The organism is Streptomyces sp. NPDC006207 (assembly GCF_040613835.1).
Lineage (GTDB): Bacteria > Actinomycetota > Actinomycetes > Streptomycetales > Streptomycetaceae > Actinacidiphila.
In genome coordinates this window covers 13,230-31,499 of sequence record NZ_JBEXSX010000043.1, presented here as the reverse complement: position 1 = coordinate 31,499, position 18,270 = coordinate 13,230, and the positions used below count along the sequence as shown (strand labels likewise).

Below are 18,270 nucleotides of genomic sequence, written 5' to 3'. Positions count from 1 at the left end.
ATCGGTCCGCCGCCGTGCGGCCCGTTCGGCGGTGTGTTGCAGGGGCGGCACCCGGGCGTCCGCGTAGCGTACGGAAAGCCGGCCCGTATCGGGGTGTACACGGAGGAAAGGCACCGGATCCATGCAGCAGGAGCGCGGTGGCCGCTGTGACGTGATCGTGGTCGGGGCGGGCGCCGCCGGGCTGGCGTGCGCGGCGGACCTCGCCGTGGCGGGCCTGACGGTGCGGGTCCTTGAGGCCTCGGACGGAGTCGGCGGCCGGATGCGCACCGACCGGCACCGCGGCTTCCTCCTCGACCGCGGCTTCCAGGTCTTCAACACCTCCTACCCCCAGGTGAAGCGGCGCCTGGAGCTGGAGCCGCTGCGGCTGCGGCCGTTCACCCCCGGCGTCCTGGTGCACACCTCCGGCGGGCGACTGCGCTTCGCCGACCCGACCCGCCCGCCGTACGCGACCGCCGACCTGCTGCCGGGACGGCTCGCGTCGGGACGGGACCTGGCGGCGCTGGCGGTCCTGAGCGCCCGTGACATGGCGCTGCCCGCGGGAAGGCTGCGCGCGGGCGCGGACACCACGACGCTCACCGCGCTGGCCGCGGCGGGCATCTCGGCCGAGCTGGTGGAGACCCTGTTCCGGCCGTTCCTGTCGGGGGTCTTCCTGGAGGACGAACTGGAGACCTCCAGCCGCTTCTTCCACTTCGTGTGGCGCAGCATGCTGCGGGGCACCCTCGCCCTGCCCGCCGAGGGGATCGGTGCCGTGCCCGTCCAGCTCGCCGGGCGACTTCCCGGGGACACCGTCCGCACCGAGGCCCCGGTGCGCGAACTGACCGGCGACGGGGTGCTGCTGGAGGACGGCACGGACGTCACCGCGCCCGTCGTGGTGGTGGCCACCGGACCGGGGGCGGCCGCACGGCTGCTGCCCGGTCTCACCGTCCCGCCGACGCGGACCGTGACGACGTACTACCACGCCGCCGACCGGTCGCCGCTCGCCGAACCGACGCTGATGGTGGACGAACGCCGTCGCTTCCTCAACACCGTGGTCCTCACCGAAGTGCAGCCCGGACTGTCCCCGGACGGCCGCGCCCTGGTGGCGACCTCCGTGCTCGGCGCGCCGGGCCCCGCCGACGAGCCCGCCCTGACCGCGGCGCTGTCGGACGCGTACGGCACGGACGCCTCCGCCTGGGAGCCGCTGCACCGCTGCACCGTGCGCGAGGCGCTGCCCGCGATGCCGGCACCGCACCCGATGACCCGCACCACCCGCTTCGCGCCGGGGCGCCACGTGTGCGGCGACCACCGGGCTACCGGGTCGCTCCAGGGCGCGCTGGCCTCGGGCACGCGGGCCGCCCGCGAGGTGCTGTCGGACCGGCGCCGCGCGGCGACACGGCTGCGCTGAGGCGCCGGGACGGCCGGGGCGCGGGGCGCTCAGTCGATCGCGGCGTCCACGAGCGCGACGGCGATGGCGCGGGCGTGGGCGCCCGGCCCGGTGGCGTTCAGCGCGGTACTGCGGGCGACGGCGCCGTCGTAGAGCAGGGCGAGCCGTTCGCCGAGCGCCTCGGGGTCGTGGGCCCCCGCCACCCGTGCCAGGGCCGTCAGCCTGCGGGCGAACTCCCTCTTGTAGGCGGCCACCAGCAGGTGCACCGGGTGGTCGGGGTCGGGCACCTCGACGGCGGCGTTCAGGAAGGGGCAGCCGCGCAGCGGTCCGTCCGTCCGCCCCGGCGGCCAGTCGAAGATCGCCAGGAGTTGCTCCCGCGGGTCCGGGCAGGGCTCGCCGGGGATCACCTCGGCGGGGAGCAGGCCGTCCTCGAGTTCGCGCAGATAGGCCTGGACGAGGTCGTCCTTGCTCGCGAAGTGCGTGTACAGGGTGCGCTTCGACACGTTGGCGACGGTGGTCAGCTGGTCCATCCCGGTCGCGTTGACCCCCTGGGCGGTGAACAGCTCCGTCGCCGCCTTGAGGATCCGCTCCCGGGCGCCTCGGCCACTGCGCCGGCGTACGGGGGAGGGTGCGTCGCTCATGCCGTTAAGGATACCGATCGTTTTACTTCACCGGAAACGGCTGTTACGGTGGAGCGCGTAAGGAGACCGATCGGTTTACTTAGGGGCTCGGCGGACCCTCGCGCCGCTTCGTCCCGCGGACGCGGGCCGTGTCCCCGCGCACGCCTCCGCTTCCTGCCGCAGTGCCGCGGCGCCCCCTGTTGTCCCCGTCGACCGGGCCGCCCGGCCCGCGTACGGCGCGACCGTGCCTCTTCCCCGGAGACAGACCCATGACCCGTACCCCCTCGGACCCCGCCGGCGGCACCGCCGTCGTGCGGGCGCCCGCCCCCGGTGGCCCGGCGGCCGCGCGCCGCGCCCCGTGACGCGCCAACGGAGTTGACACCGCCCGCGACCACTCCCCAGTGACCACCCGCCACTGACCCCCCAGTGACGACCCCCGCGGAACACCGCACATCACCCCCCACGACAGCACCACCCCGTCAAGGAGAACTGATGCGTTACACGACCTTCGGACACCGGACCGGACTGCGCGTCTCGGAGTACGCCCTCGGCACCGGCAACTTCGGCACCCGCTGGGGCGCCGGCGCCGACCCGGACGAGTCCCGCCGGATGTTCGACAGGTTCGCCGAGGCCGGCGGCACCTTCCTCGACACCGCCGACAACTACCAGTTCGGCGAGTCGGAGGAACTGCTCGGCCGCTTCATCGCCGCCGACCGCGACCACTTCGTCGTCGCCAGCAAGTTCAGCGTCGCCTCGACACCGCAGGTGGACATCTCCAGGACCGGCAACAGCCGCAAGAACATGATCCACTCGGTGGACGCGAGCCTGAAGCGCCTCGGCACCGACTACATCGACCTGTACTGGGTCCACTTCCCGGACGACCTGACGCCGATCGAGGAGATCCTGCGCGGCCTGGACGACCTGGTGAGCTCCGGCAAGATCCTGCACGCCGCGCTGTCGAACTTCCCCGCCTGGCGCGTCTCCCGCGCCGTCACCCTCGCCGAGCTGAAGAACTGGGCCCCCGTCGCCGGCATCCAGGTCGAGTACAGCCTCGTGGAGCGCACCGCGGACCGCGAGGTGCTGCCGATGGCCGAGAGCCTCGGGCTGGGCGCCGCCCTGTGGTCCCCGCTCGGCGGCGGCCTGCTCACCGGCAAGTACCGCGGCGGCGACGAGGGCCGGCTCAGCGACCTGAAGACGCTGATCCACACCGAGTCGTCCGCCCAGAAGACCGCGGTCGTCGACACCGTCCTGGACATCGCCAAGGAGACCGCGGCCACTCCGGCGCAGGTGTCCGTGGCCTGGCTGCGCGAGCGGGGCGCCCGCGCCGCGACGTCCTTCGTGCCGATCATCGGCCCGCGCAACACCGCCCAGCTCGAGGACTACCTCGGCGCACTCGACGTGCAGCTCACCCCGGAGCAGTACACGCGGCTGAACGAGGTCAGCGCCGTACCGCTCGGCGCCCCCCACGAGGCCACCGCCGGCGTGCTGGAGCGGGTCCGCGGCGGCGACTCCTCCCTGGTGGTCGAGCCGCCCCGGCCGGTCGCCTGACCCCCAGTGACGGCGCGGCCCCGGTCACGACCGACCGGGGCCGCGCCCGCCCGGGGCTCCGGTGGACCGGATTCCCCCGGTCCGCGATGCTGGGGTTCCGCACCACGACTGCGGGGCGGCGAGGAGAGGAAGGACGGCGCGGCATGCCCATCATCTCGCGGGGATTCCACGGCCGGCGCCCCACATCGGGCAACGAACTCCCGCCGGGACAGTACGAGACCTTCGACTTCCCCGTCATGTCCGCAGGACCCACCCCGCGGATCACCCGGGACGACTGGGAGTTCACCGTCACCACCGAGGACGGCACCCGCCACCGGTGGGACTGGGCGGAACTCATGGCACTGCCGGCCGAGACGCCGACCGTCGACCTGCACTGCGTGACCAAGTGGTCGAAGTTCGGCACCCACTGGCGGGGCGTCTCCCTGGACGTGCTGCTCGCCGACGTCGAGACCGCCGCCGAGTACGCGCTGGTTCACTCCTACGGCGGCTACACCACCAACCTGCCCCTGGAGGACCTCCTCGACGGGCAGGCGTGGATCGCCCACGAGTACGACGGTGACGAGCTCGCCCCGGAGCACGGCGGCCCCGCCCGGCTGCTGGTCCCGCACCTGTACCTGTGGAAGTCGGCGAAGTGGGTCCGCGGCATCCGGCTGCTCCTGGACGACGAGCCGGGCTTCTGGGAGAGCGTCGGCTACCACGACTACGGAGACCCATGGCGCGAACAGCGGTACCAAGGCGACTAGGCGACCGTCTGCGCTGGCAGGCCGCCGAACTGGTGGAGCGGCGCGCCGAGTCCGAGGCGGCGTGGACCCTCGTGTTCGACGTGCCCGGCTGGCCCGGCCACCTGCCCGGACAGCACCTCGACGTCCGGCTCACCGCGGAGGACGGCTACAGCACCCAGCGCAGCTACTCCCTGGCGTCCGCGCCCGACGGCGACCGGATCGAACTGACCGTCCAGCGCGTCGAGGACGGCGAGGTCTCGCCCTACCTGACCGACGACCTCGCCGTCGGCGACGCCGTCGAGATCCGCGGCCCCGTCGGCGGCTGGTTCGTCTGGCGCCCCGAGCAGACCGAACCGGTCCTGCTGGTCGCGGGCGGCTCCGGGCTCGTCCCGCTCATGGCGATGGTCCGCGCCCGCGCCGCGGCGGGCAGCCGCGCGCCGTTCCGGCTGCTGTACTCCGTGCGCACGCCCGGGGACCGGTTCTACGCGGCCGAACTGGACCGGGGCGAGCCCGGTCTCGACACGACGTACGTCCACACCCGCTCGGCGCCGGACGGCGGGACCCGCCCCGCGGGCCGGCTCCAGGCGCGCGACCTGGCCGAATGGGGCTGGCCCGCGGACTTCGAGCCCACCTGCTACGTGTGCGGCCCCACCGGCTTCGTCGAGACGGCCGCGGGCCTGCTGGTGGCCCTGGGCCACTCCCCGGACCGGATCCGCACCGAGCGTTTCGGTCCCAGCGGGGGATGACCTCGCGCCACCGCACCGGAAGGAGACCACCCCGCCCATGACCGAGCGCTACGCCGCCCGCGTGATCGAGGTGCCCGACGAGGGCATCCGCCTCCACCCGACGGAGGGCTCGGCACCGCCCGAGCAGCCGACCGAGGTCAACCTGCTCGGCATGGCCGTCGCCATGGCCCTCGGTGCGGCCGGCTACGAGCACCACCCCACCCTGCGCGACCCCCGGTTGCAGACCCTGGACGCGCTGCTCGCGGGCGAGGCCGTGATGCCCTGGCGTCCCCCCGCCGCCGAGACCGGGACCGCTGCGTACGTCGAGTGCGAGCGGTCCGGCTCCGGTGTCTTCACGTGCGCGGTCCGGTACCGGCCCGCCGACGGGGCCTGAGCGCTGCCCGTGCCCCTGGGGGTGGTACCGCGGTTCCCAGGTTCACCGGGGCCTCCCCGACCTGCGATGGAGGGCGCCGCGCCCGCTGTTCCAACGGATCGACGGGTGGTGGTCCGGAGACGGACGCCACGGAGACCGCGGATGAGGAGAGCAGTGCCGATGCTTGCCACCGTCACCGCCCCCGAGGACCGATGGTTCGTGGGATTGCGGTTCAGCACGGCCCGGGGTGCCGTGCGCAGCCACTACTACGTGGTCGGCGAGGCCGCCGACGCGGAGGACGCCGTGCGGACCGCCATGCTGCGCGCCGCGGACGCGTACGAGTGCGCGGCGCGGGGGAACGCCGTGATCGACGGCGTCGAGGTGCGCCGTCTGCGCTGGAACCCCCTGGGCTGGGCCTACCTCACCGCCTCGGACCGGGACGCCGGCGCAGCCCTGTACCTCGGGCACGGCGCCACGGCGGACTCCTGACCCTCGGCCGGGCGGGGGACGGAGGCGGGACGGCGTGGAGCACCTGATCACCCGGGACGACTCCGGGCGCATCCCTCTCGACCGACCCGAGCCGCTGCGCAGAGTGGGCCTGGGACACCTGTTCCTGGGCCACCACGAGGAGTCCGTCGCCCTCCTGGAGTGCTCACTGGCGCTCGCCGGCGGGCGGTTCGCCGTCGCCGTGCCCTCCGTGCGGGCCCTGCGCCGGGCCGAGGCACACGCCCCCGGGGCCGCCCCCGAGGAGGTGTGCGACGAGATCGTCTACAAGGTGCTGCGCGGTGCGACCCCGCAGGACGGCGCCGCCCTGCTGCTGGCCAGGACCCGGACCATCGCCCCCGACCCTGTCTCCAGCTGGACCTTCCCCGCCGAGGCGCCCTCCGTCCGCGAGGCCCGCCGCGCCGCGCACGGCCGGCTGGCGCAGTGGGGGCTGGAGAACCACGCCCCGGTCACCGACCTGGCCGTCAGTGAACTCGCCACCAACGTCATCCGGCACGCGAAGGGCCCCATCCGGCTGCGGCTCATCCTCGACCGGGGGCTCACCGTCGAGGTGCACGACGACGCCGACACCGCGCCGTACCTGCGCCACGCCCGCCTGCAGGACGAGGGCGGACGCGGTCTGTTCATCGTCGCCTCCCTCACGCGGCACTGGGACACGCGGTACGAGGAGTCGGGCACGACGATCTGGGCCGAGCAGGAGCTGCCGAACCCCTGAGGCGGGCCCCCACTGGGGCCCGTTCGCCCGCGCCGCCCGTTGGGATGATCGCACCGCGCGGCACGTCCGATGTGCTGGGCGGGTGCGGTGCGAGCGTCTAACGTCACTGTGTGTCGCGACAGGTGACACCCCGCGACCGGCGGATACCGTCCGCCTCGGCGTCCACCGGGCCCCTGGGAGCACTGCGCACCATGAGCGAGCGATCCACCGTCCAATCGGTGACCTACGACCTGCTGCGGTCACTGCGGCTGACGACGGTCTTCGGCAACCCGGGATCCACCGAGGAGACGTTCCTCCAGGACTTCCCGGACGACTTCACCTACGTCCTGGCCCTCCAGGAGGCCTCCGTCATCGCCATGGCGGACGCCTACGCCCAGACCACCCGCCGCCCGGCGCTGGTGAACGTGCACTCGTCGGCCGGGCTCGGCAACAGCGTCGGCAACCTGGTCGCCGCGTACCACGGGTACACCCCGCTGATCGTCACCGCGGGCCAGCAGCACCGCGAACTGGTCATCGGCGAGCCCTACCTGGGCAACCGCGAGGCGACGACCCTGCCCAAGCCGTGGGTGAAGTGGTCGTACGAGCCGGCGCGCGCGCAGGACGTGCCCGAGGCCTTCATGCGCGCCTACGCCGCGGCCCTGCAGCCGCCCGCGGGGCCGGTGTTCCTGTCCATCCCGCTCGACGACTGGAACCGGCCGCTGGCCGGCCCCGCCGTCCTGCGCGACGTCAGCACGGCGTACGCGCCGGACCCGGAGCGCCTGCGGCGCTTCGCCGCGCGCATCACCGCGAGCCGGCGTCCCGCCCTGGTCTTCGGGCCCGAGGTGGACCGCGCCGGCGGATGGCAGGCCGCCGTGGCGCTGGCCGAGCGGCTGAAGGCGGCGGTCTACAGCCCGCCGCTCGCGGACCGCGCGTCGTTCCCCGAGGACCACCCCCTCTACCGGGGCCCGCTCGGCATGTCGGTGCGGGCCATCGGCGAACGGCTCACCGGCCACGACCTGGTGGTCGTCATCGGGGCCGAGGTCTTCCGGTACTACCCGTACGTGCCCGGCGAGATCCTGCCGCCGGGGACCGAACTGCTGCACATCACGAGCGACCCGGCGGTCGCTGCGGCCGCCCGCGTCGGCGACAGCCTCCTGGGCGACGCCCGGATGGCGATCGAACTCCTCACCGAGGAGGTCGCCGACGGCGGCGACCGCGAGCGGCCCGAGCCCATGCCGCGCCCACGGCAGCTGCCGCAGACCCCGAGCAGCCCGCCGACGCCCGCCGAGGTCTACGCCGCCCTCGGCGAGGTCCGCCCGGAGCACGCCGTCTTCGTCAACGAGTCCACCTCGACCATGGCCGAGCACGCCGAGTGGCTGCCCACCGTGGAGCCCGGGTCCTTCTTCGCCACCGCGAGCGGCGGCATCGGCTGGGCCCTGCCGGCCGCCGTCGGCATCGCCCTCGGCGACCGGGACCGCGGGGTCAGACGTCCGGTCGTGGGCCTGATCGGGGACGGTTCCTTCCAGTACTCGGTGCAGGGGCTGTGGACCGCGGTGCAGCAGGGGCTGCCCGTCGTGTACGTCGCGATGCGCAACGGGGAGTACTCGATCCTGAAGTCCTTCGCCGACCTGGAGCGGACCCCGGGCGTGCCCGGACTCGACCTCCCGGGACTGGACATCGTGTCCGTGGCGCGGGGCTTCGGCTGCCGTGCCGTCGAGGTGGCGAGCACGGCGGAGCTGGAGAAGGAGTTCACGGCCGCCCTGGAGTCCGGAGTCACCTCCGTCATCGTGGTGACCACCCGGCCCCAGAAGATCACCCTCTGAGGCGCGAGGAACGGAACGCCGTCATGGATCTGGGATGCCGGGACCACGTCCACCTGCTGACCGGCGGCAGCCGGGGACTCGGCCGGGCCGTGGCGGAGGTGCTGACCGCCGAGGGCGCCAGGGTGGTCACCGGACGCAGCGCCGCCTCCGTCGCGGACGCGGCCCGGGACCTGGGCGGTGACGCCCGCGTCATCGGCGTGGTCGCGGACAACGCCGACCCGGGCTCCGCCGACGAGTTCGTGGGCGCGGCGCTGCGGCACGTCGGCCGGCTGGACGGCGCCCTAGCCAGCGCCGGCGGGCCGCCCGCCGGCGCCGTGATGGACGTCGCGGACCAGGTGTGGCGGGATGCCTTCGAGTCCACGTTCCTGGGCGCGGTGCGCATCGCCCGGGCCGCCGCGAACGCGTTCACCGGCGAAGGCTCCCTCGCCTTCGTCCTGTCCTCGTCGGTCCGCGAACCGATCCCCGGGCTGGCCGTCTCCAACGGGCCCGGGCTGGCCATGGTGGCCAAGACGCTCGCCGACGAACTCGGCGGATCCGGCACCAGGGTGAACGGCCTGCTGCCGGCGCACATCGACACCGATCGGGCCAGGGGACCGGCCGTCCCGACCGGCGTGATGCTGCCCGTCGACGGCGGTGACCTGCGGGCGCTCTGACGGCGCGGCGAACCGCGCGATCAGCCAAAGGCACCCGGAGCGGCCGGGTGTGCGGGACGGAAGGGGAACGGTGCTCGGCCAGGCTATCGGGGCCGTGCTGCCCGCGGCCCTCGCGGTGGCACTCAGCCCGTTCCCCGTGATCGGCGTCGTCATGATCCTGGGAGGAGGCGAAGGCCGGCGCAACGGCCCGCTCTTCGCGGCCGGATGGATCGCCGGACTCGTCGCCGTGGCCGCCGTCGTCGCCATGGCGTTCGGCGGCGCCCACGACCCCCACAGCCCCTCCTCGGCGGTCGCCGACTGGGGACGGGTGTGCGCCGGCAGCGCGCTCCTCGTCCTCGGCGCGCGCAAGTGGTGGCGGCGCCCGAGGAACGGTGACGAGGCGCAGGCGCCGGGCTGGACGAGGTCGCTGGACGAGGCGAGCGCCGCACGCGCGCTGCTGCTCGGCCTCCTGCTGTCGGCGGCGAACCCGAAGAACCTCGTCCTGACGGCCTCGGCCGCCGCGTCGATCGCGGAGACCGGCGCGCAGGGCACGGACCTCGCCCTCGCCGTGGTCGCCTTCGTCCTCGTCGGTTCCTGCGTCGTGCTCGGCGCGGTGCTCCTGCACCTGGCCGGCGGGGAGCGCGCGTCCCGCGTCCTGGACGGCCTGCGGCGGTTCATGGTCGCCAACAGCACGGCGATCCTGGTGGTCGTGCTGCTGCTCCTGGGCGCGAGCGTCCTCGGCGACGGCCTCGCCGGTCTCGACCGCTGACCCTCCTGGCCCGTCGGGACGGTCGGTAGGGCGACGCGCGTTCGATCGGGGCCTCCAGCCGCAGTTCACGGCCGCTCCAGCGGGCACGCACTCATGAGCCGGGCGGCGCCCGCCGTGCCCGGAGGTGTAACCTTCAAACACGCAATGAAGGGTTACCCGGGAATGGGGGCGCCGAGCATGACGGCCGACACCACGGACGACGACTTCCTGCTGGAGCTGCTCAACACGACGCCGGTCGTCGACGGGACCCAGGCGGACGAGCTGGCCGGCCCGGACGCCGGCCGCCGCTGGCTGCGCGCCCACGGCGGAGCCGGCACGGCGCAGGAGCTGCGCCACCTCCTGGCGGCGCGCGAGGTGCTGCAGCGCGTCGCGCGCGGGGACGGTGAGCCCGGCGACCTCCAGAAGCTGCTCACCGGGGTCGTCCGGGTGCCGCGGGTGACCGCGCACGGCATCGACTGGGAGCTGGAGGCCCCGGCGGACCGCAGGCCGGCCGTGCGGGCCGTCACGGTCTGGGGCGCGCTCCAGGAGGGCAGGCCCGGACGCCTGCGGCCCTGCGCCAACGAGGAGTGCCGGCTGTTCCTGCTCGACCGCAGCAAGGCCAACACCGCCCGCTGGTGCTCCATGGCCGCCTGCGGCAACCGGATGAAGGCCCGGCGCCACCACCGTCGCGCCCGCGCCACCGCCGCCGACTGAACGTACGACGGCGGCCCGGAGCCGCTGAGGCCCCGGGCCGTGTCGGGCCGCCGCGCCGCCCGAGCCCGTCACCAGGGCGGCGCGACGGGGTCGGTCAGCCCTTCGTGCGGGCCGGCAGCCGCCAGTTCGGCCGCGGGAAGTGGCAGGTGTAGCCCTCCGGGTAGCGCTCCAGGTAGTCCTGGTGCTCGGGTTCGGCCTCCCAGAAGGGCCCGACGGGCTCGACCTCGGTGACGACCTTGCCGGGCCACAGGCCCGAGGCCTCGACGTCGGCGATGGTGTCCTCCGCGACACGCTTCTGCTCGTCGTCCACGTAGTAGATCGCCGAGCGGTAGCTCATGCCGATGTCGTTGCCCTGGCGGTTCTTCGTGGTCGGGTCGTGGACCTGGAAGAAGAACTCCAGCAGTGCCCGGTAGTCCGTCCTCTCGGGGTCGAAGAGGATCTCGATCGCCTCGGCGTGCGTGCCGTGGTTGCGGTAGGTCGCGTTGGGCACGTCGCCGCCCGAGTAGCCGACGCGGGTCGCGACGACGCCGGGCTGCTTGCGGATCAGGTCCTGCATGCCCCAGAAGCACCCGCCCGCGAGCACGGCCCTCTGTGTCTGTCCTGCCATGTCAATCCTCCGAATCGGTCCTGTCACCATTGTCGAACAACCCGAGGTAGGCCCCGTAACCTTCCCGCTCCAGGTCATCGGCGTGGATGAAGCGCAGTGAGGCGGAATTGATGCAGTACCGCAGGCCGCCCGCCTGCCGGGGGCCGTCGGGGAAGACGTGCCCCAGGTGGCTGTCGCCCGTCGCCGAGCGGACCTCGGTGGCCAGCCGGCCGTAAGCGGGGTCGGGCCGCTCCACGACGGTGGTGCGGTCCAGCGGCCGGGTGAAGCTCGGCCACCCGCTGCCGCTGTCGTACTTGTCGACCGAGGCGAACAGCGGCTCCCCCGAGACCACGTCCACGTAGATCCCGGGCTCCTTGTTGTCCAGGTAGGCGCCCGTGAAGGCGCGCTCGGTGCCGTTCTCCTGCGTCACGCGGTACTGCTCCGGTGACAGTCGCGAGACGGCCTCCGGGTTCCTGCGGTAGCCGGTCACGGTCCCTCCTTGCTCGCGGCTCTCTTTTCCGTACGCCCATTGGTGACGGGGAACGCGCGGGTCTTACCTGCCGGGAACGACCGGTTTTCCGCGGGGCCCCGGGGGCGCCGCCGTGGAGGTGGGGGCGGGCGGCCGCGCCTAGGATCACTGCATGGGTTCCGCAGAACACGACGGCCGGGCCGGTGACGGGGCCCGGGGAGGCCGGTCCCTCGACGCGGAGTCCGCGCAGTGGGTGCGGGCGCTCTCGGCGGACGGTGAGGCGTACGAGGAGGCGACCGGCCGGCTGCACGCGCTGCTGTTGCGGATCGCCTACGCCGAGCTGAACCGGCGTGGGTCGCGGCACGGCATCACCGGGCCGGAGCTGGACGACATCGCCCACCAGGCCGCGGCCGACGCGCTGCTGTCGATCACCCGGAAGATCGGCGATTTCCGCGGTGACAGCCGCTTCACGACCTGGGCGTACAAGTTCGTCATGAACGAGGTGTCCAGCAAGCTCGGCCGTCACTTCTGGCGGACGGCCGGCGTGCAGCTCGACCCCGAGGCGTGGGAGCGGCTCCCCGACCGGCTCGGCATCGACCCCGTCCGGCAGAGCGAGGCCCGTGAACTCGTGGACGCCCTGCGTGAGGCCGTCGACGAGGAGCTCACCGAGCGCCAGCGCACGGTGTTCACCGCGCTCGCGGTCAACGGCGTGGACGCCGACACGCTCGCCGCGGAACTCGGGACGAACCGCAACGCGCTCTACAAGACGATGTTCGACGCGCGGCGTAAGCTCCGTGCCCGGCTCGCAGCCAATGGACATCTGCCCCTGACGACAGCGAGGCGCTCATGAACGACTGGCAGGGCCTTGACGACCTCCTGCGGACCGACCCCCTGGACCCCGGCTGCGACGCGGCGCTGGACCTGATGGACGTCTACCTGGAGCTGTTCCTGGCGGACGCGGCACCGGAGCGGCAGTACCCCGGTGTCGCGGTGCACCTGCGCGGCTGCCCGGCCTGCGAGGAGGACTTCCGCGGACTGCTGGCCGCGGTGACGGGCGGCTGATCCCGGTCAGGCGGTGAGCGGCGGGTTGAGCCGGTAGGGCAGGACGGCGTCCGCCCGGACCGGGACCCGCCCGGTGGCGACGTGCCGCGGGGTGAAGCGGACCCGGCGGCCGGTGCCCCCGTCGTCGCCGGCGGCACCGGGCGCGGTCCAGTCGACGACCGCGGTGCCGGACAGCTGCAACGTCGTCCCGGCGGCGAAGTCGACGAAGAGCAGGGCCGCGGCGGGGTCGCCGGCCAGGTTGCCGAGGCTGTTGAACATGTTGTTGCCGGGGTAGTCCGGCCACCACAGGCTGCCGTCGGGCGCCGTCCGGACGAATCCGGGCGGGCCGCCCCGGTGGGAGACGTCGGCGCCGTGTTCGGGGTGGGCGGTGCCCAGGAAGAAAGTGTCGGCGCGACCCACCAGGGCCGCCTGCGCCGCGTCGAGCCGGTTGGCCGGCCGCGCCCCGGTCGTGGGCGTGTCCTCGCCGTCGGGGGCGTCCGCCGGCGCCGGGCCGAGCAGGCGCTGCTGGATGTACTGGGGGCAGTTCCCGTACGCCTGGTCGACGGCGAGCTCAAAGCCGGCGTCGTCGGCCGCGGCGAGGGTGCCGTTGAGACGCAGCCGGCGGCGGATCGCGAAGTCGATCACGATCAGGGCCGCGGCCCCGCCGACGGGGAGCACGGCGAGGGGGTCGCCCGTACGCGGACGGGCGGCGACCCGTATGAGGTCGCCCCGGGTGGAGAGGAAGCCCGGGGTCCCCGTCAGCGGGGAGACCCACAGGCGTCCGTCCTCGTCGTGCGCGCCGAGCACGGCCAGGTCCCGCTCGGCGAGGAAGTGGGCCACGCCGCCGCCGAGGTGCGGCGGGTCGAGCATGCCCCGCAGGCGCGCGGCCTCGTGTGCGACGCCGGCACGTCGCTGGACGGCGAGTTCGCCCTCGTGGAAGCCGGTGTGGCGGGTCATGGCCCTCGCAATCGTCGTACGGCGGTGGGGTGGGGGATGCGGGAACTCAGCGGGGCAGCCCGGCCTTGTCGAGGAAGCCCAGGATCAGCTCCGCGACGGGCTCGACGTGCGTCTCCAGGAGGAAGTGGCCGCCGTCGAGGAGGTGCACCTCCGCCCGCTGCGCGTCCTTGGCGAAGGCCCGGGCGCCGTCGGGCCCGAAGATGGGGTCGTTCTCGCCCCAGACCGCGAGCACGGGCACGGGGTGGGTGCGCAGGTACTCGTGCAGGCGCGGGTAGAGCGGGAGGTTCGACGCGTAGTCACGGAAGAGCGTGAGCTGCACGAGGTCGTTCCCGGGCCGGGAGACCAGCTGGAAGTCGTGGTGCCAGGTGTCGGGACTGACGGTGGTCCCGTCCGCCACTCCCGTGACGTACTGCCACTTGATGCCCTCGAGGCTCAGTGCCACACGGACGCCCGCCTCGGTCTCGGGGGTCTGCTCGCGCTGGTAGGCGTGGACGTCCTTCCAGAACTCCTCGATGAACCCCGCCTCGTAGCCGTTGCCGTTCTGGGTGACGATCGCGGTGACGGCCCCGGGGTCGCCCAGCGCGAGGCGCCAGCCGATCGGCGCTCCGTAGTCCTGGACGTAGAGCGCGTAGCGCGTGACGCCCAGCCGGTCGAGCAGGCCCTTGGTGAGTCCGGCGAGGGCGTCGAAGGAGTACGCGAACGCGTCGGCGGCGGGGGCGTCGGAGAATCCGAAGCCGAGGTGGTCGGGCGCGATGACGCGGTAGCGGCCGGCGAGCCGCGGGATCAGCTCGCGGAACATGAACGAGCTGGTCGGGAAGCCGTGGAGGAGCACGAGGACGGGGGCGTCGGCCGGGCCCGCCTCCCGGTAGAAGAGCCGGTGCCCCTGGACCTCGGCGTAGCGGTGGTGCACGGTGACCATGTCTAACCCCTTAGATTCACTTCGATGGTTACATCGAAACAGGATCGAGGTAACCTGTCAAGCGAGTGATGAGGGTTAGGTGGGAGCGGGGCGGGAAGTGACGGCGGCCTCCTGGTGTTGTGCAGGGGCACAGGGGACTTCGGGCCTCCGCCGGACGTACGGCCGGCGGAGCCCGCGACAGGGACGGAAGACGCAGATGACTGGTACGGCCACGGCGCAGCGCGCGAAGGGCAACGAGGAAACCCGGATCGTCACCCCCCGGCTCGTCCTGAGGCCATGGCGCGGCGACGACGCCGAAGCGGCGCTGGCCGTCTACGGGGCGGACGACGTGACGCGCTGGCTCGCTCCGGCGATGACCCGGCAGCCCGACGTCGCGTCCATGCGGGAACTGCTGCGCTCCTGGGAGGAGGGCGGCGCCGCCCTCGAACGGCCGGCCGGGCGCTGGGCGATCGAACTGCGCGAGAGCGGAGAACTCGTCGGCGGAGCCGCCGTCCTGCCGCTCCCGCCCTACGGCGTCGACCTCGAGATCGGCTGGCAGCTCGCCCACCCCTACTGGGGCAGGGGCCTGGCTACCGAGGCCGGGCGCGCCCTGGCCGGGTACGCCTTCGCGTCGGGCGTCGACGAACTCTTCGCCGTGGTCCGCCCGCGGAACGACCGCGGCGCCGCCACGGCCCGCAGCGTCGGCATGGAATGGGTCGGGGAGACCGAGAAGTACTACGACCTGCGGCTGCAGGTGTACCGGCTGCGCAAGGGGGAGTTCGAGGCCTCCGCCGCGCCGGGGCCCGTGGCCTGACGCGGGGCGACCGCCTCGGGGCGCAAAAAGACGGGTGCCGGACCGTACGGAGCACGGTCCGGCACCCTTGTGTCATGCACGGCGCGTCACCGCACCGCCGTCAGCGACCGGGGGTCAGTGACGGGCCGCGGCGCGACGCTTGCGGTTCGCGAAGAGCAGACCGCCGCCGGCGAGCAGCGCGACGGCCGCACCGCCCGCGATCAGCGGGGTGGAGCTGGAGGCGCCGGTCTCGGCGAGGTCGCCGGCCGGGGACTCGTCGGTGGACGGGGTGGAGGGCGCAGCGGAGGGGGCCGTGCTGGCCGACTCGCTGGGCGTCTCGCTGGGCTTGGGAGACTCGGTGGTCTTCGTCTCCGTCGGCGTGGGCGTGGGCGTGCTCTGGTCCTGGCACGCCGGAACGGTCAAGTCGTCCTCCTTCGAGAACTGCTTGCCGTCCCCGGCCACCACGCTGAGGTGCAGGTGCACGTCGGCGGTGTGGGCCGGCACTTCGTGGGTCCAGTCGAAGGACGAACCGAACTCCGTGGTCTTCAGAAGTTCCTTGCCGTCCGCGGTGACCGTCACGGTGTTCGTGACGCGCCCGTTGTACGCCTTCAGGTGGAGTTCCACCGTGTGGCAGTCCGCCCTCCAGTTGGGCGTGTGGGCGGACGCCGGGGTGGCGCACAGGCCGAGACCGATGACACCGGTCGCGGCGGCTGCTATCAGGGTGCCGGGGCGGTACCAGGCACGGCGGGGGGATGCGGTCACAAGTTCTCCAGGCTGTGGTGAATTCCGATGCCAATGGCAGCCGCAATGTACTCCCCCCTCCCCACATCGCTCACTGCCGCCCCACAGTTAACGCGCGAACACGGGTGAAAGGGCCGGATTCGCCTGATGTGCGCGGCCGTTGTCGGACCTCTGCGGCAGACTGCCGCCATGTCCGCGAACGAAGACGCCGCCACCGCCCTGCCCGAACCCGCCGCCCTGTTGCCGGCGACCGACTGGGCAGCCCTCGCCCACGCCTACGGACCCGCGGACGGCACCCCGGACGACCTGCTCGGGCTCCTGCACGACGACCCGGAGGTGCAGGCGGAGTCGCTCGGCCGGCTGGAGATGTCCGTCCTGCACCAGGGTTCGTTATACTCCGCCACCGCGCCCGCCGCGCTGTTCGTCGCGGGCATCCTGGGCGACCCCCGCACGCTCGCCGTTCACGAGAGCTACTTCTCCTGGGACGACCGGGTCCGGCCGCTGCGTGCCGCGCTCCTGGAATGGCTGGGCGAACTCGCCGACTCCGCGGCGGACGAGGAGGACGAGGAGGACGAGGAGGCAGAGGAGGACGGCGAGGAGGACTGGGCCGAGGAGATCGCGGCGATCGAGGCGTGCCGTGCCGTCCGGCCGCAACTGTTCGGCGCGGTCGTGCCCTGGCTGGACGACGCGGACGCCACCGTCAGGGAGGCGGCCCTCGGCGCGGTGACGCATCTGCTGCGGGCGCCCGAACTCGCCGACCGCGTACCGGCCGCGGCCGAACGCCTGGAGCGGATCGCCCGGGCCGACGGAGACCGCCGCGAGCGGGCGGGCGCCCTCCTGTCGCTGCGAGCCTGGGGGCATGACACCGGCGGCTTCCTGGCGGATCCCGACCCGGCGGTGCGCGCCTGCGCCGCGCTGGGCACCTCCGGCTCCGAGGCCGTGCCGGCGCTGCTCGACGCGCTCGCGGACCCCACGGCCGCCGACGAGTGGTTCGACGAGCCGCTGCCCCAGTTCGACGGCTGGTTCCGCTTCACCCTGCTGCGCGGACTGCTCGACCGCGCCCGGCACTTCGACGAGGTCCTCCCGGCCGCCCTCGCGCTGGTGCCGAAGTACCACCAGCACACCGTCGACAGTGAGTGGGGCCCGCTCCTCGCGTGCGCCTTCCCGACCCCGTACGCCCCCGGCCGGCCGCTGACGGAGGCCCAACGTGCCTTCCTGGAGGCCCTGGTCGGCCAGGACGCCTGCTGGGGCACCATGGCCAACCGCGTCTCCTGGCTGCGGGCCGCGGGACTCCCCACGGAACGCGAGCCGCTGCGGGACCTCCTCGTCGCCGCGCTGCCCGCCACGAGCTGAGAGCGCGCCCCGGTCCGCCGGGCGGCGGTTCCGCGCCGCCCGCGGCCGCCGCCGGAAGTCATGCGGCACATCGCTGCGGGGCCTCGCCCTGGTCAGCCGCCGTCGCGGAGGTAGCTCGCGCGTCCCTCGTCGTCGAGCTCGAACGGCCCCTCGGGGACGACGCAGAATTCGTTCCCCTCGGGGTCGGCCATGACCAGGAACCCGCCCTCGGTGTACTCCTCGAGCATCCGCCCGCCCAGCGCCTCGATCCGCGCCCGCTCCGCCCCCGGATCTGGCGAGGCCACGTCGAAGTGGACCCGGTTCTTCCCGGACTTGGGCTCCTCGGTCCGCTGGAAGCCCAGGCCCGGCCCCTCGCCCCGCGCGAGCCACACGTACGGGCCGATCCGCGCCACGACCGCCCGCCCCAGCAACTCGCCCCAGAACGCGGCCAGCCGCTCCGGATCCGCACAGTCGACGACGACGTCCTTGACGCTCAGGTGGGTTCCGCTCATGGCCCGATGCTCCCAGACCGCGCTGTCCGACCCGGGCCGGCCCAGGAACAGGGGCGCACCGACGGACCCAGTGACGCCCGGTTCGAGGAGGAGCCCCTGCCGCCGCCGCGCTGACGTTCGCCCGGCCGGGTGCCGCTTCAGCCGCCGTCGCGGGGCAGTGCCGCCACGAACTCCGCCAGGTCCGCCGCCTGTGGCGGGGCCTCGCGGGGGAGGAAGCGCCGGTAATGGTCGGCGACGAGGCGGCGCAGTGCCGTCTCGGCGGGTGCGGCGCCGGTGAGTTTGAGGGTGACCCGATGGGGTTCGCCCGCCATGCCCAGAGGGCGTGCCTGCGCGTCGAATCCGCAGGTGTACTCGTCCGGCATCTCCCAGTAGGCCTCCGCGTGGGCGACGTCCCTGAGGACGTACATGTGGAAGTCGTCGTCGAAGAGGATCACGGGGCCGGTCGGTGCGGTCACCCGGGCAGTATGGCGGAGGC

23 protein-coding genes are annotated in these 18,270 nt (G+C 73.7%); 15 read left to right on the top strand and 8 right to left on the bottom strand.

All coding sequences use genetic code 11. The features are described from left to right. Window positions 1–121 precede the first annotated feature (121 nt). Window positions 122–1,384, top strand: a complete 1,263-nt coding sequence (locus ABZ312_RS29445) for an FAD-dependent oxidoreductase (RefSeq protein WP_500326285.1) — start codon at window positions 122–124, stop codon at window positions 1,382–1,384. Between the two features lie 29 nt (window positions 1,385–1,413). Here the strand turns inward: ABZ312_RS29445 and ABZ312_RS29440 are convergent, their stop codons facing one another. After that, window positions 1,414–2,004, bottom strand: a complete 591-nt coding sequence (locus ABZ312_RS29440; protein WP_500326283.1) for a TetR/AcrR family transcriptional regulator — start codon at window positions 2,002–2,004, stop codon at window positions 1,414–1,416. Between the two features lie 471 nt (window positions 2,005–2,475). Between ABZ312_RS29440 and ABZ312_RS29435 the strand changes: the two genes are divergently transcribed. The 10 genes from ABZ312_RS29435 (at window position 2,476) to ABZ312_RS29390 (ending at window position 10,466) form a co-directional block, all read left to right on the top strand. After that, a complete protein-coding gene (locus tag ABZ312_RS29435; protein ID WP_500439119.1) occupies window positions 2,476–3,531 on the top strand; it encodes an aldo/keto reductase in 1,056 nt (351 codons plus the stop codon). 143 nt (window positions 3,532–3,674) lie between these two features. Next, the gene (locus ABZ312_RS29430; RefSeq protein WP_499515724.1) at window positions 3,675–4,274 is read left to right on the top strand and encodes a sulfite oxidase-like oxidoreductase; all 600 of its coding nucleotides are present in this window, start codon (window positions 3,675–3,677) and stop codon (window positions 4,272–4,274) included. Then, entirely contained in the window at window positions 4,244–4,999 is a 756-nt protein-coding gene (locus ABZ312_RS29425; protein ID WP_500326279.1) for a ferredoxin reductase, read from the top strand. Before ABZ312_RS29430 ends, ABZ312_RS29425 begins: the two co-directional genes overlap by 31 nt. Before the next feature lie 37 nt (window positions 5,000–5,036). Next, the gene (locus ABZ312_RS29420) at window positions 5,037–5,372 is read left to right on the top strand and encodes a hypothetical protein (protein ID WP_500326278.1); all 336 of its coding nucleotides are present in this window, start codon (window positions 5,037–5,039) and stop codon (window positions 5,370–5,372) included. A 159-nt stretch (window positions 5,373–5,531) separates the two neighbouring features. Further along, window positions 5,532–5,840, top strand: a complete 309-nt coding sequence (locus ABZ312_RS29415; RefSeq protein ID WP_499515727.1) for a hypothetical protein — start codon at window positions 5,532–5,534, stop codon at window positions 5,838–5,840. A gap of 34 nt (window positions 5,841–5,874) precedes the next feature. Beyond that, window positions 5,875–6,570 carry an ATP-binding protein gene (locus tag ABZ312_RS29410; protein ID WP_500439118.1) on the top strand — a complete coding sequence of 232 codons (696 nt, stop codon included), beginning with the start codon at window positions 5,875–5,877 and terminating at the stop codon, window positions 6,568–6,570. Window positions 6,571–6,761: 191 nt separating this feature from the next. Beyond that, a complete protein-coding gene (mdlC, locus tag ABZ312_RS29405) occupies window positions 6,762–8,372 on the top strand; it encodes a benzoylformate decarboxylase (RefSeq protein ID WP_500326272.1) in 1,611 nt (536 codons plus the stop codon). Between the two features lie 23 nt (window positions 8,373–8,395). Next, on the top strand, window positions 8,396–9,025 hold the full coding sequence (locus ABZ312_RS29400; protein ID WP_500439117.1) for an SDR family NAD(P)-dependent oxidoreductase: 630 nt from the start codon (window positions 8,396–8,398) through the stop codon (window positions 9,023–9,025). A gap of 70 nt (window positions 9,026–9,095) precedes the next feature. Then, the gene (locus ABZ312_RS29395) at window positions 9,096–9,773 is read left to right on the top strand and encodes a GAP family protein (RefSeq protein ID WP_500359353.1); all 678 of its coding nucleotides are present in this window, start codon (window positions 9,096–9,098) and stop codon (window positions 9,771–9,773) included. A 177-nt stretch (window positions 9,774–9,950) separates the two neighbouring features. After that, on the top strand, window positions 9,951–10,466 hold the full coding sequence (locus ABZ312_RS29390; protein WP_500326266.1) for a CGNR zinc finger domain-containing protein: 516 nt from the start codon (window positions 9,951–9,953) through the stop codon (window positions 10,464–10,466). A gap of 94 nt (window positions 10,467–10,560) precedes the next feature. Here ABZ312_RS29390 and msrA read toward each other — a convergent pair whose 3' ends face one another. Together msrA and msrB are read right to left on the bottom strand one after the other, a co-directional pair. Further along, window positions 10,561–11,073 (bottom strand): peptide-methionine (S)-S-oxide reductase MsrA, encoded by a 513-nt coding sequence (gene msrA, locus ABZ312_RS29385; protein WP_500326264.1) that lies wholly within the window; start codon window positions 11,071–11,073, stop codon window positions 10,561–10,563. 1 nt (window position 11,074) lies between these two features. Further along, window positions 11,075–11,542: a peptide-methionine (R)-S-oxide reductase gene (gene msrB, locus ABZ312_RS29380; protein WP_499515733.1), complete on the bottom strand. Its 468-nt coding sequence runs from the start codon at window positions 11,540–11,542 to the stop codon at window positions 11,075–11,077. A 151-nt stretch (window positions 11,543–11,693) separates the two neighbouring features. Between msrB and ABZ312_RS29375 the strand changes: the two genes are divergently transcribed. After that, window positions 11,694–12,371 (top strand): RNA polymerase sigma factor, encoded by a 678-nt coding sequence (locus ABZ312_RS29375; RefSeq protein ID WP_500326262.1) that lies wholly within the window; start codon window positions 11,694–11,696, stop codon window positions 12,369–12,371. Then, on the top strand, window positions 12,368–12,583 hold the full coding sequence (locus ABZ312_RS29370) for a hypothetical protein (protein ID WP_500326260.1): 216 nt from the start codon (window positions 12,368–12,370) through the stop codon (window positions 12,581–12,583). The genes ABZ312_RS29375 and ABZ312_RS29370 overlap by 4 nt, the downstream gene beginning before the upstream one ends. Window positions 12,584–12,589: 6 nt before the next feature. Here the strand turns inward: ABZ312_RS29370 and ABZ312_RS29365 are convergent, their stop codons facing one another. Together ABZ312_RS29365 and ABZ312_RS29360 are read right to left on the bottom strand one after the other, a co-directional pair. Beyond that, complete coding sequence (locus tag ABZ312_RS29365) at window positions 12,590–13,519, bottom strand: pyridoxamine 5'-phosphate oxidase family protein (RefSeq protein WP_500326259.1); 930 nt, start codon at window positions 13,517–13,519, stop codon at window positions 12,590–12,592. A 46-nt stretch (window positions 13,520–13,565) separates the two neighbouring features. Then, window positions 13,566–14,438 (bottom strand): alpha/beta fold hydrolase, encoded by an 873-nt coding sequence (locus ABZ312_RS29360; RefSeq protein ID WP_500326257.1) that lies wholly within the window; start codon window positions 14,436–14,438, stop codon window positions 13,566–13,568. Window positions 14,439–14,634: 196 nt separating this feature from the next. Here ABZ312_RS29360 and ABZ312_RS29355 point away from each other — a divergent pair, with 196 nt between their 5' ends. Beyond that, on the top strand, window positions 14,635–15,231 hold the full coding sequence (locus ABZ312_RS29355) for a GNAT family N-acetyltransferase (protein ID WP_500326255.1): 597 nt from the start codon (window positions 14,635–14,637) through the stop codon (window positions 15,229–15,231). A 114-nt stretch (window positions 15,232–15,345) separates the two neighbouring features. Here the strand turns inward: ABZ312_RS29355 and ABZ312_RS29350 are convergent, their stop codons facing one another. Further along, window positions 15,346–15,972, bottom strand: coding sequence for an LAETG motif-containing sortase-dependent surface protein (locus ABZ312_RS29350; RefSeq protein ID WP_500326253.1), 627 nt, complete (start codon window positions 15,970–15,972; stop codon window positions 15,346–15,348). A 168-nt stretch (window positions 15,973–16,140) separates the two neighbouring features. Between ABZ312_RS29350 and ABZ312_RS29345 the strand changes: the two genes are divergently transcribed. Then, window positions 16,141–17,304, top strand: a complete 1,164-nt coding sequence (locus tag ABZ312_RS29345) for a HEAT repeat domain-containing protein (protein ID WP_500359348.1) — start codon at window positions 16,141–16,143, stop codon at window positions 17,302–17,304. Window positions 17,305–17,396: 92 nt separating this feature from the next. Here the strand turns inward: ABZ312_RS29345 and ABZ312_RS29340 are convergent, their stop codons facing one another. Continuing rightward, window positions 17,397–17,795 (bottom strand): VOC family protein, encoded by a 399-nt coding sequence (locus tag ABZ312_RS29340; RefSeq protein WP_500359347.1) that lies wholly within the window; start codon window positions 17,793–17,795, stop codon window positions 17,397–17,399. Window positions 17,796–17,932: 137 nt separating this feature from the next. Further along, window positions 17,933–18,250 (bottom strand): hypothetical protein, encoded by a 318-nt coding sequence (locus ABZ312_RS29335; protein ID WP_500326248.1) that lies wholly within the window; start codon window positions 18,248–18,250, stop codon window positions 17,933–17,935. Window positions 18,251–18,270: the final 20 nt, after the last annotated feature.

Coding starts and splice junctions, on each gene's coding strand:
- ABZ312_RS29445 (WP_500326285.1), top strand. CDS start 122: ATGCAGCAGGAGCGCGGTGGCCGCTGTGACGTGATCGTGGTCGGGGCG.
- ABZ312_RS29440 (WP_500326283.1), bottom strand. CDS start 2,004: ATGAGCGACGCACCCTCCCCCGTACGCCGGCGCAGTGGCCGAGGCGCC.
- ABZ312_RS29435 (WP_500439119.1), top strand. CDS start 2,476: ATGCGTTACACGACCTTCGGACACCGGACCGGACTGCGCGTCTCGGAG.
- ABZ312_RS29430 (WP_499515724.1), top strand. CDS start 3,675: ATGCCCATCATCTCGCGGGGATTCCACGGCCGGCGCCCCACATCGGGC.
- ABZ312_RS29425 (WP_500326279.1), top strand. CDS start 4,244: ATGGCGCGAACAGCGGTACCAAGGCGACTAGGCGACCGTCTGCGCTGG.
- ABZ312_RS29420 (WP_500326278.1), top strand. CDS start 5,037: ATGACCGAGCGCTACGCCGCCCGCGTGATCGAGGTGCCCGACGAGGGC.
- ABZ312_RS29415 (WP_499515727.1), top strand. CDS start 5,532: ATGCTTGCCACCGTCACCGCCCCCGAGGACCGATGGTTCGTGGGATTG.
- mdlC (WP_500326272.1), top strand. CDS start 6,762: ATGAGCGAGCGATCCACCGTCCAATCGGTGACCTACGACCTGCTGCGG.
- ABZ312_RS29400 (WP_500439117.1), top strand. CDS start 8,396: ATGGATCTGGGATGCCGGGACCACGTCCACCTGCTGACCGGCGGCAGC.
- ABZ312_RS29390 (WP_500326266.1), top strand. CDS start 9,951: ATGACGGCCGACACCACGGACGACGACTTCCTGCTGGAGCTGCTCAAC.
- msrA (WP_500326264.1), bottom strand. CDS start 11,073: ATGGCAGGACAGACACAGAGGGCCGTGCTCGCGGGCGGGTGCTTCTGG.
- ABZ312_RS29375 (WP_500326262.1), top strand. CDS start 11,694: ATGGGTTCCGCAGAACACGACGGCCGGGCCGGTGACGGGGCCCGGGGA.
- ABZ312_RS29370 (WP_500326260.1), top strand. CDS start 12,368: ATGAACGACTGGCAGGGCCTTGACGACCTCCTGCGGACCGACCCCCTG.
- ABZ312_RS29365 (WP_500326259.1), bottom strand. CDS start 13,519: ATGACCCGCCACACCGGCTTCCACGAGGGCGAACTCGCCGTCCAGCGA.
- ABZ312_RS29360 (WP_500326257.1), bottom strand. CDS start 14,438: ATGGTCACCGTGCACCACCGCTACGCCGAGGTCCAGGGGCACCGGCTC.
- ABZ312_RS29355 (WP_500326255.1), top strand. CDS start 14,635: ATGACTGGTACGGCCACGGCGCAGCGCGCGAAGGGCAACGAGGAAACC.
- ABZ312_RS29345 (WP_500359348.1), top strand. CDS start 16,141: ATGTCCGCGAACGAAGACGCCGCCACCGCCCTGCCCGAACCCGCCGCC.
- ABZ312_RS29340 (WP_500359347.1), bottom strand. CDS start 17,795: ATGAGCGGAACCCACCTGAGCGTCAAGGACGTCGTCGTCGACTGTGCG.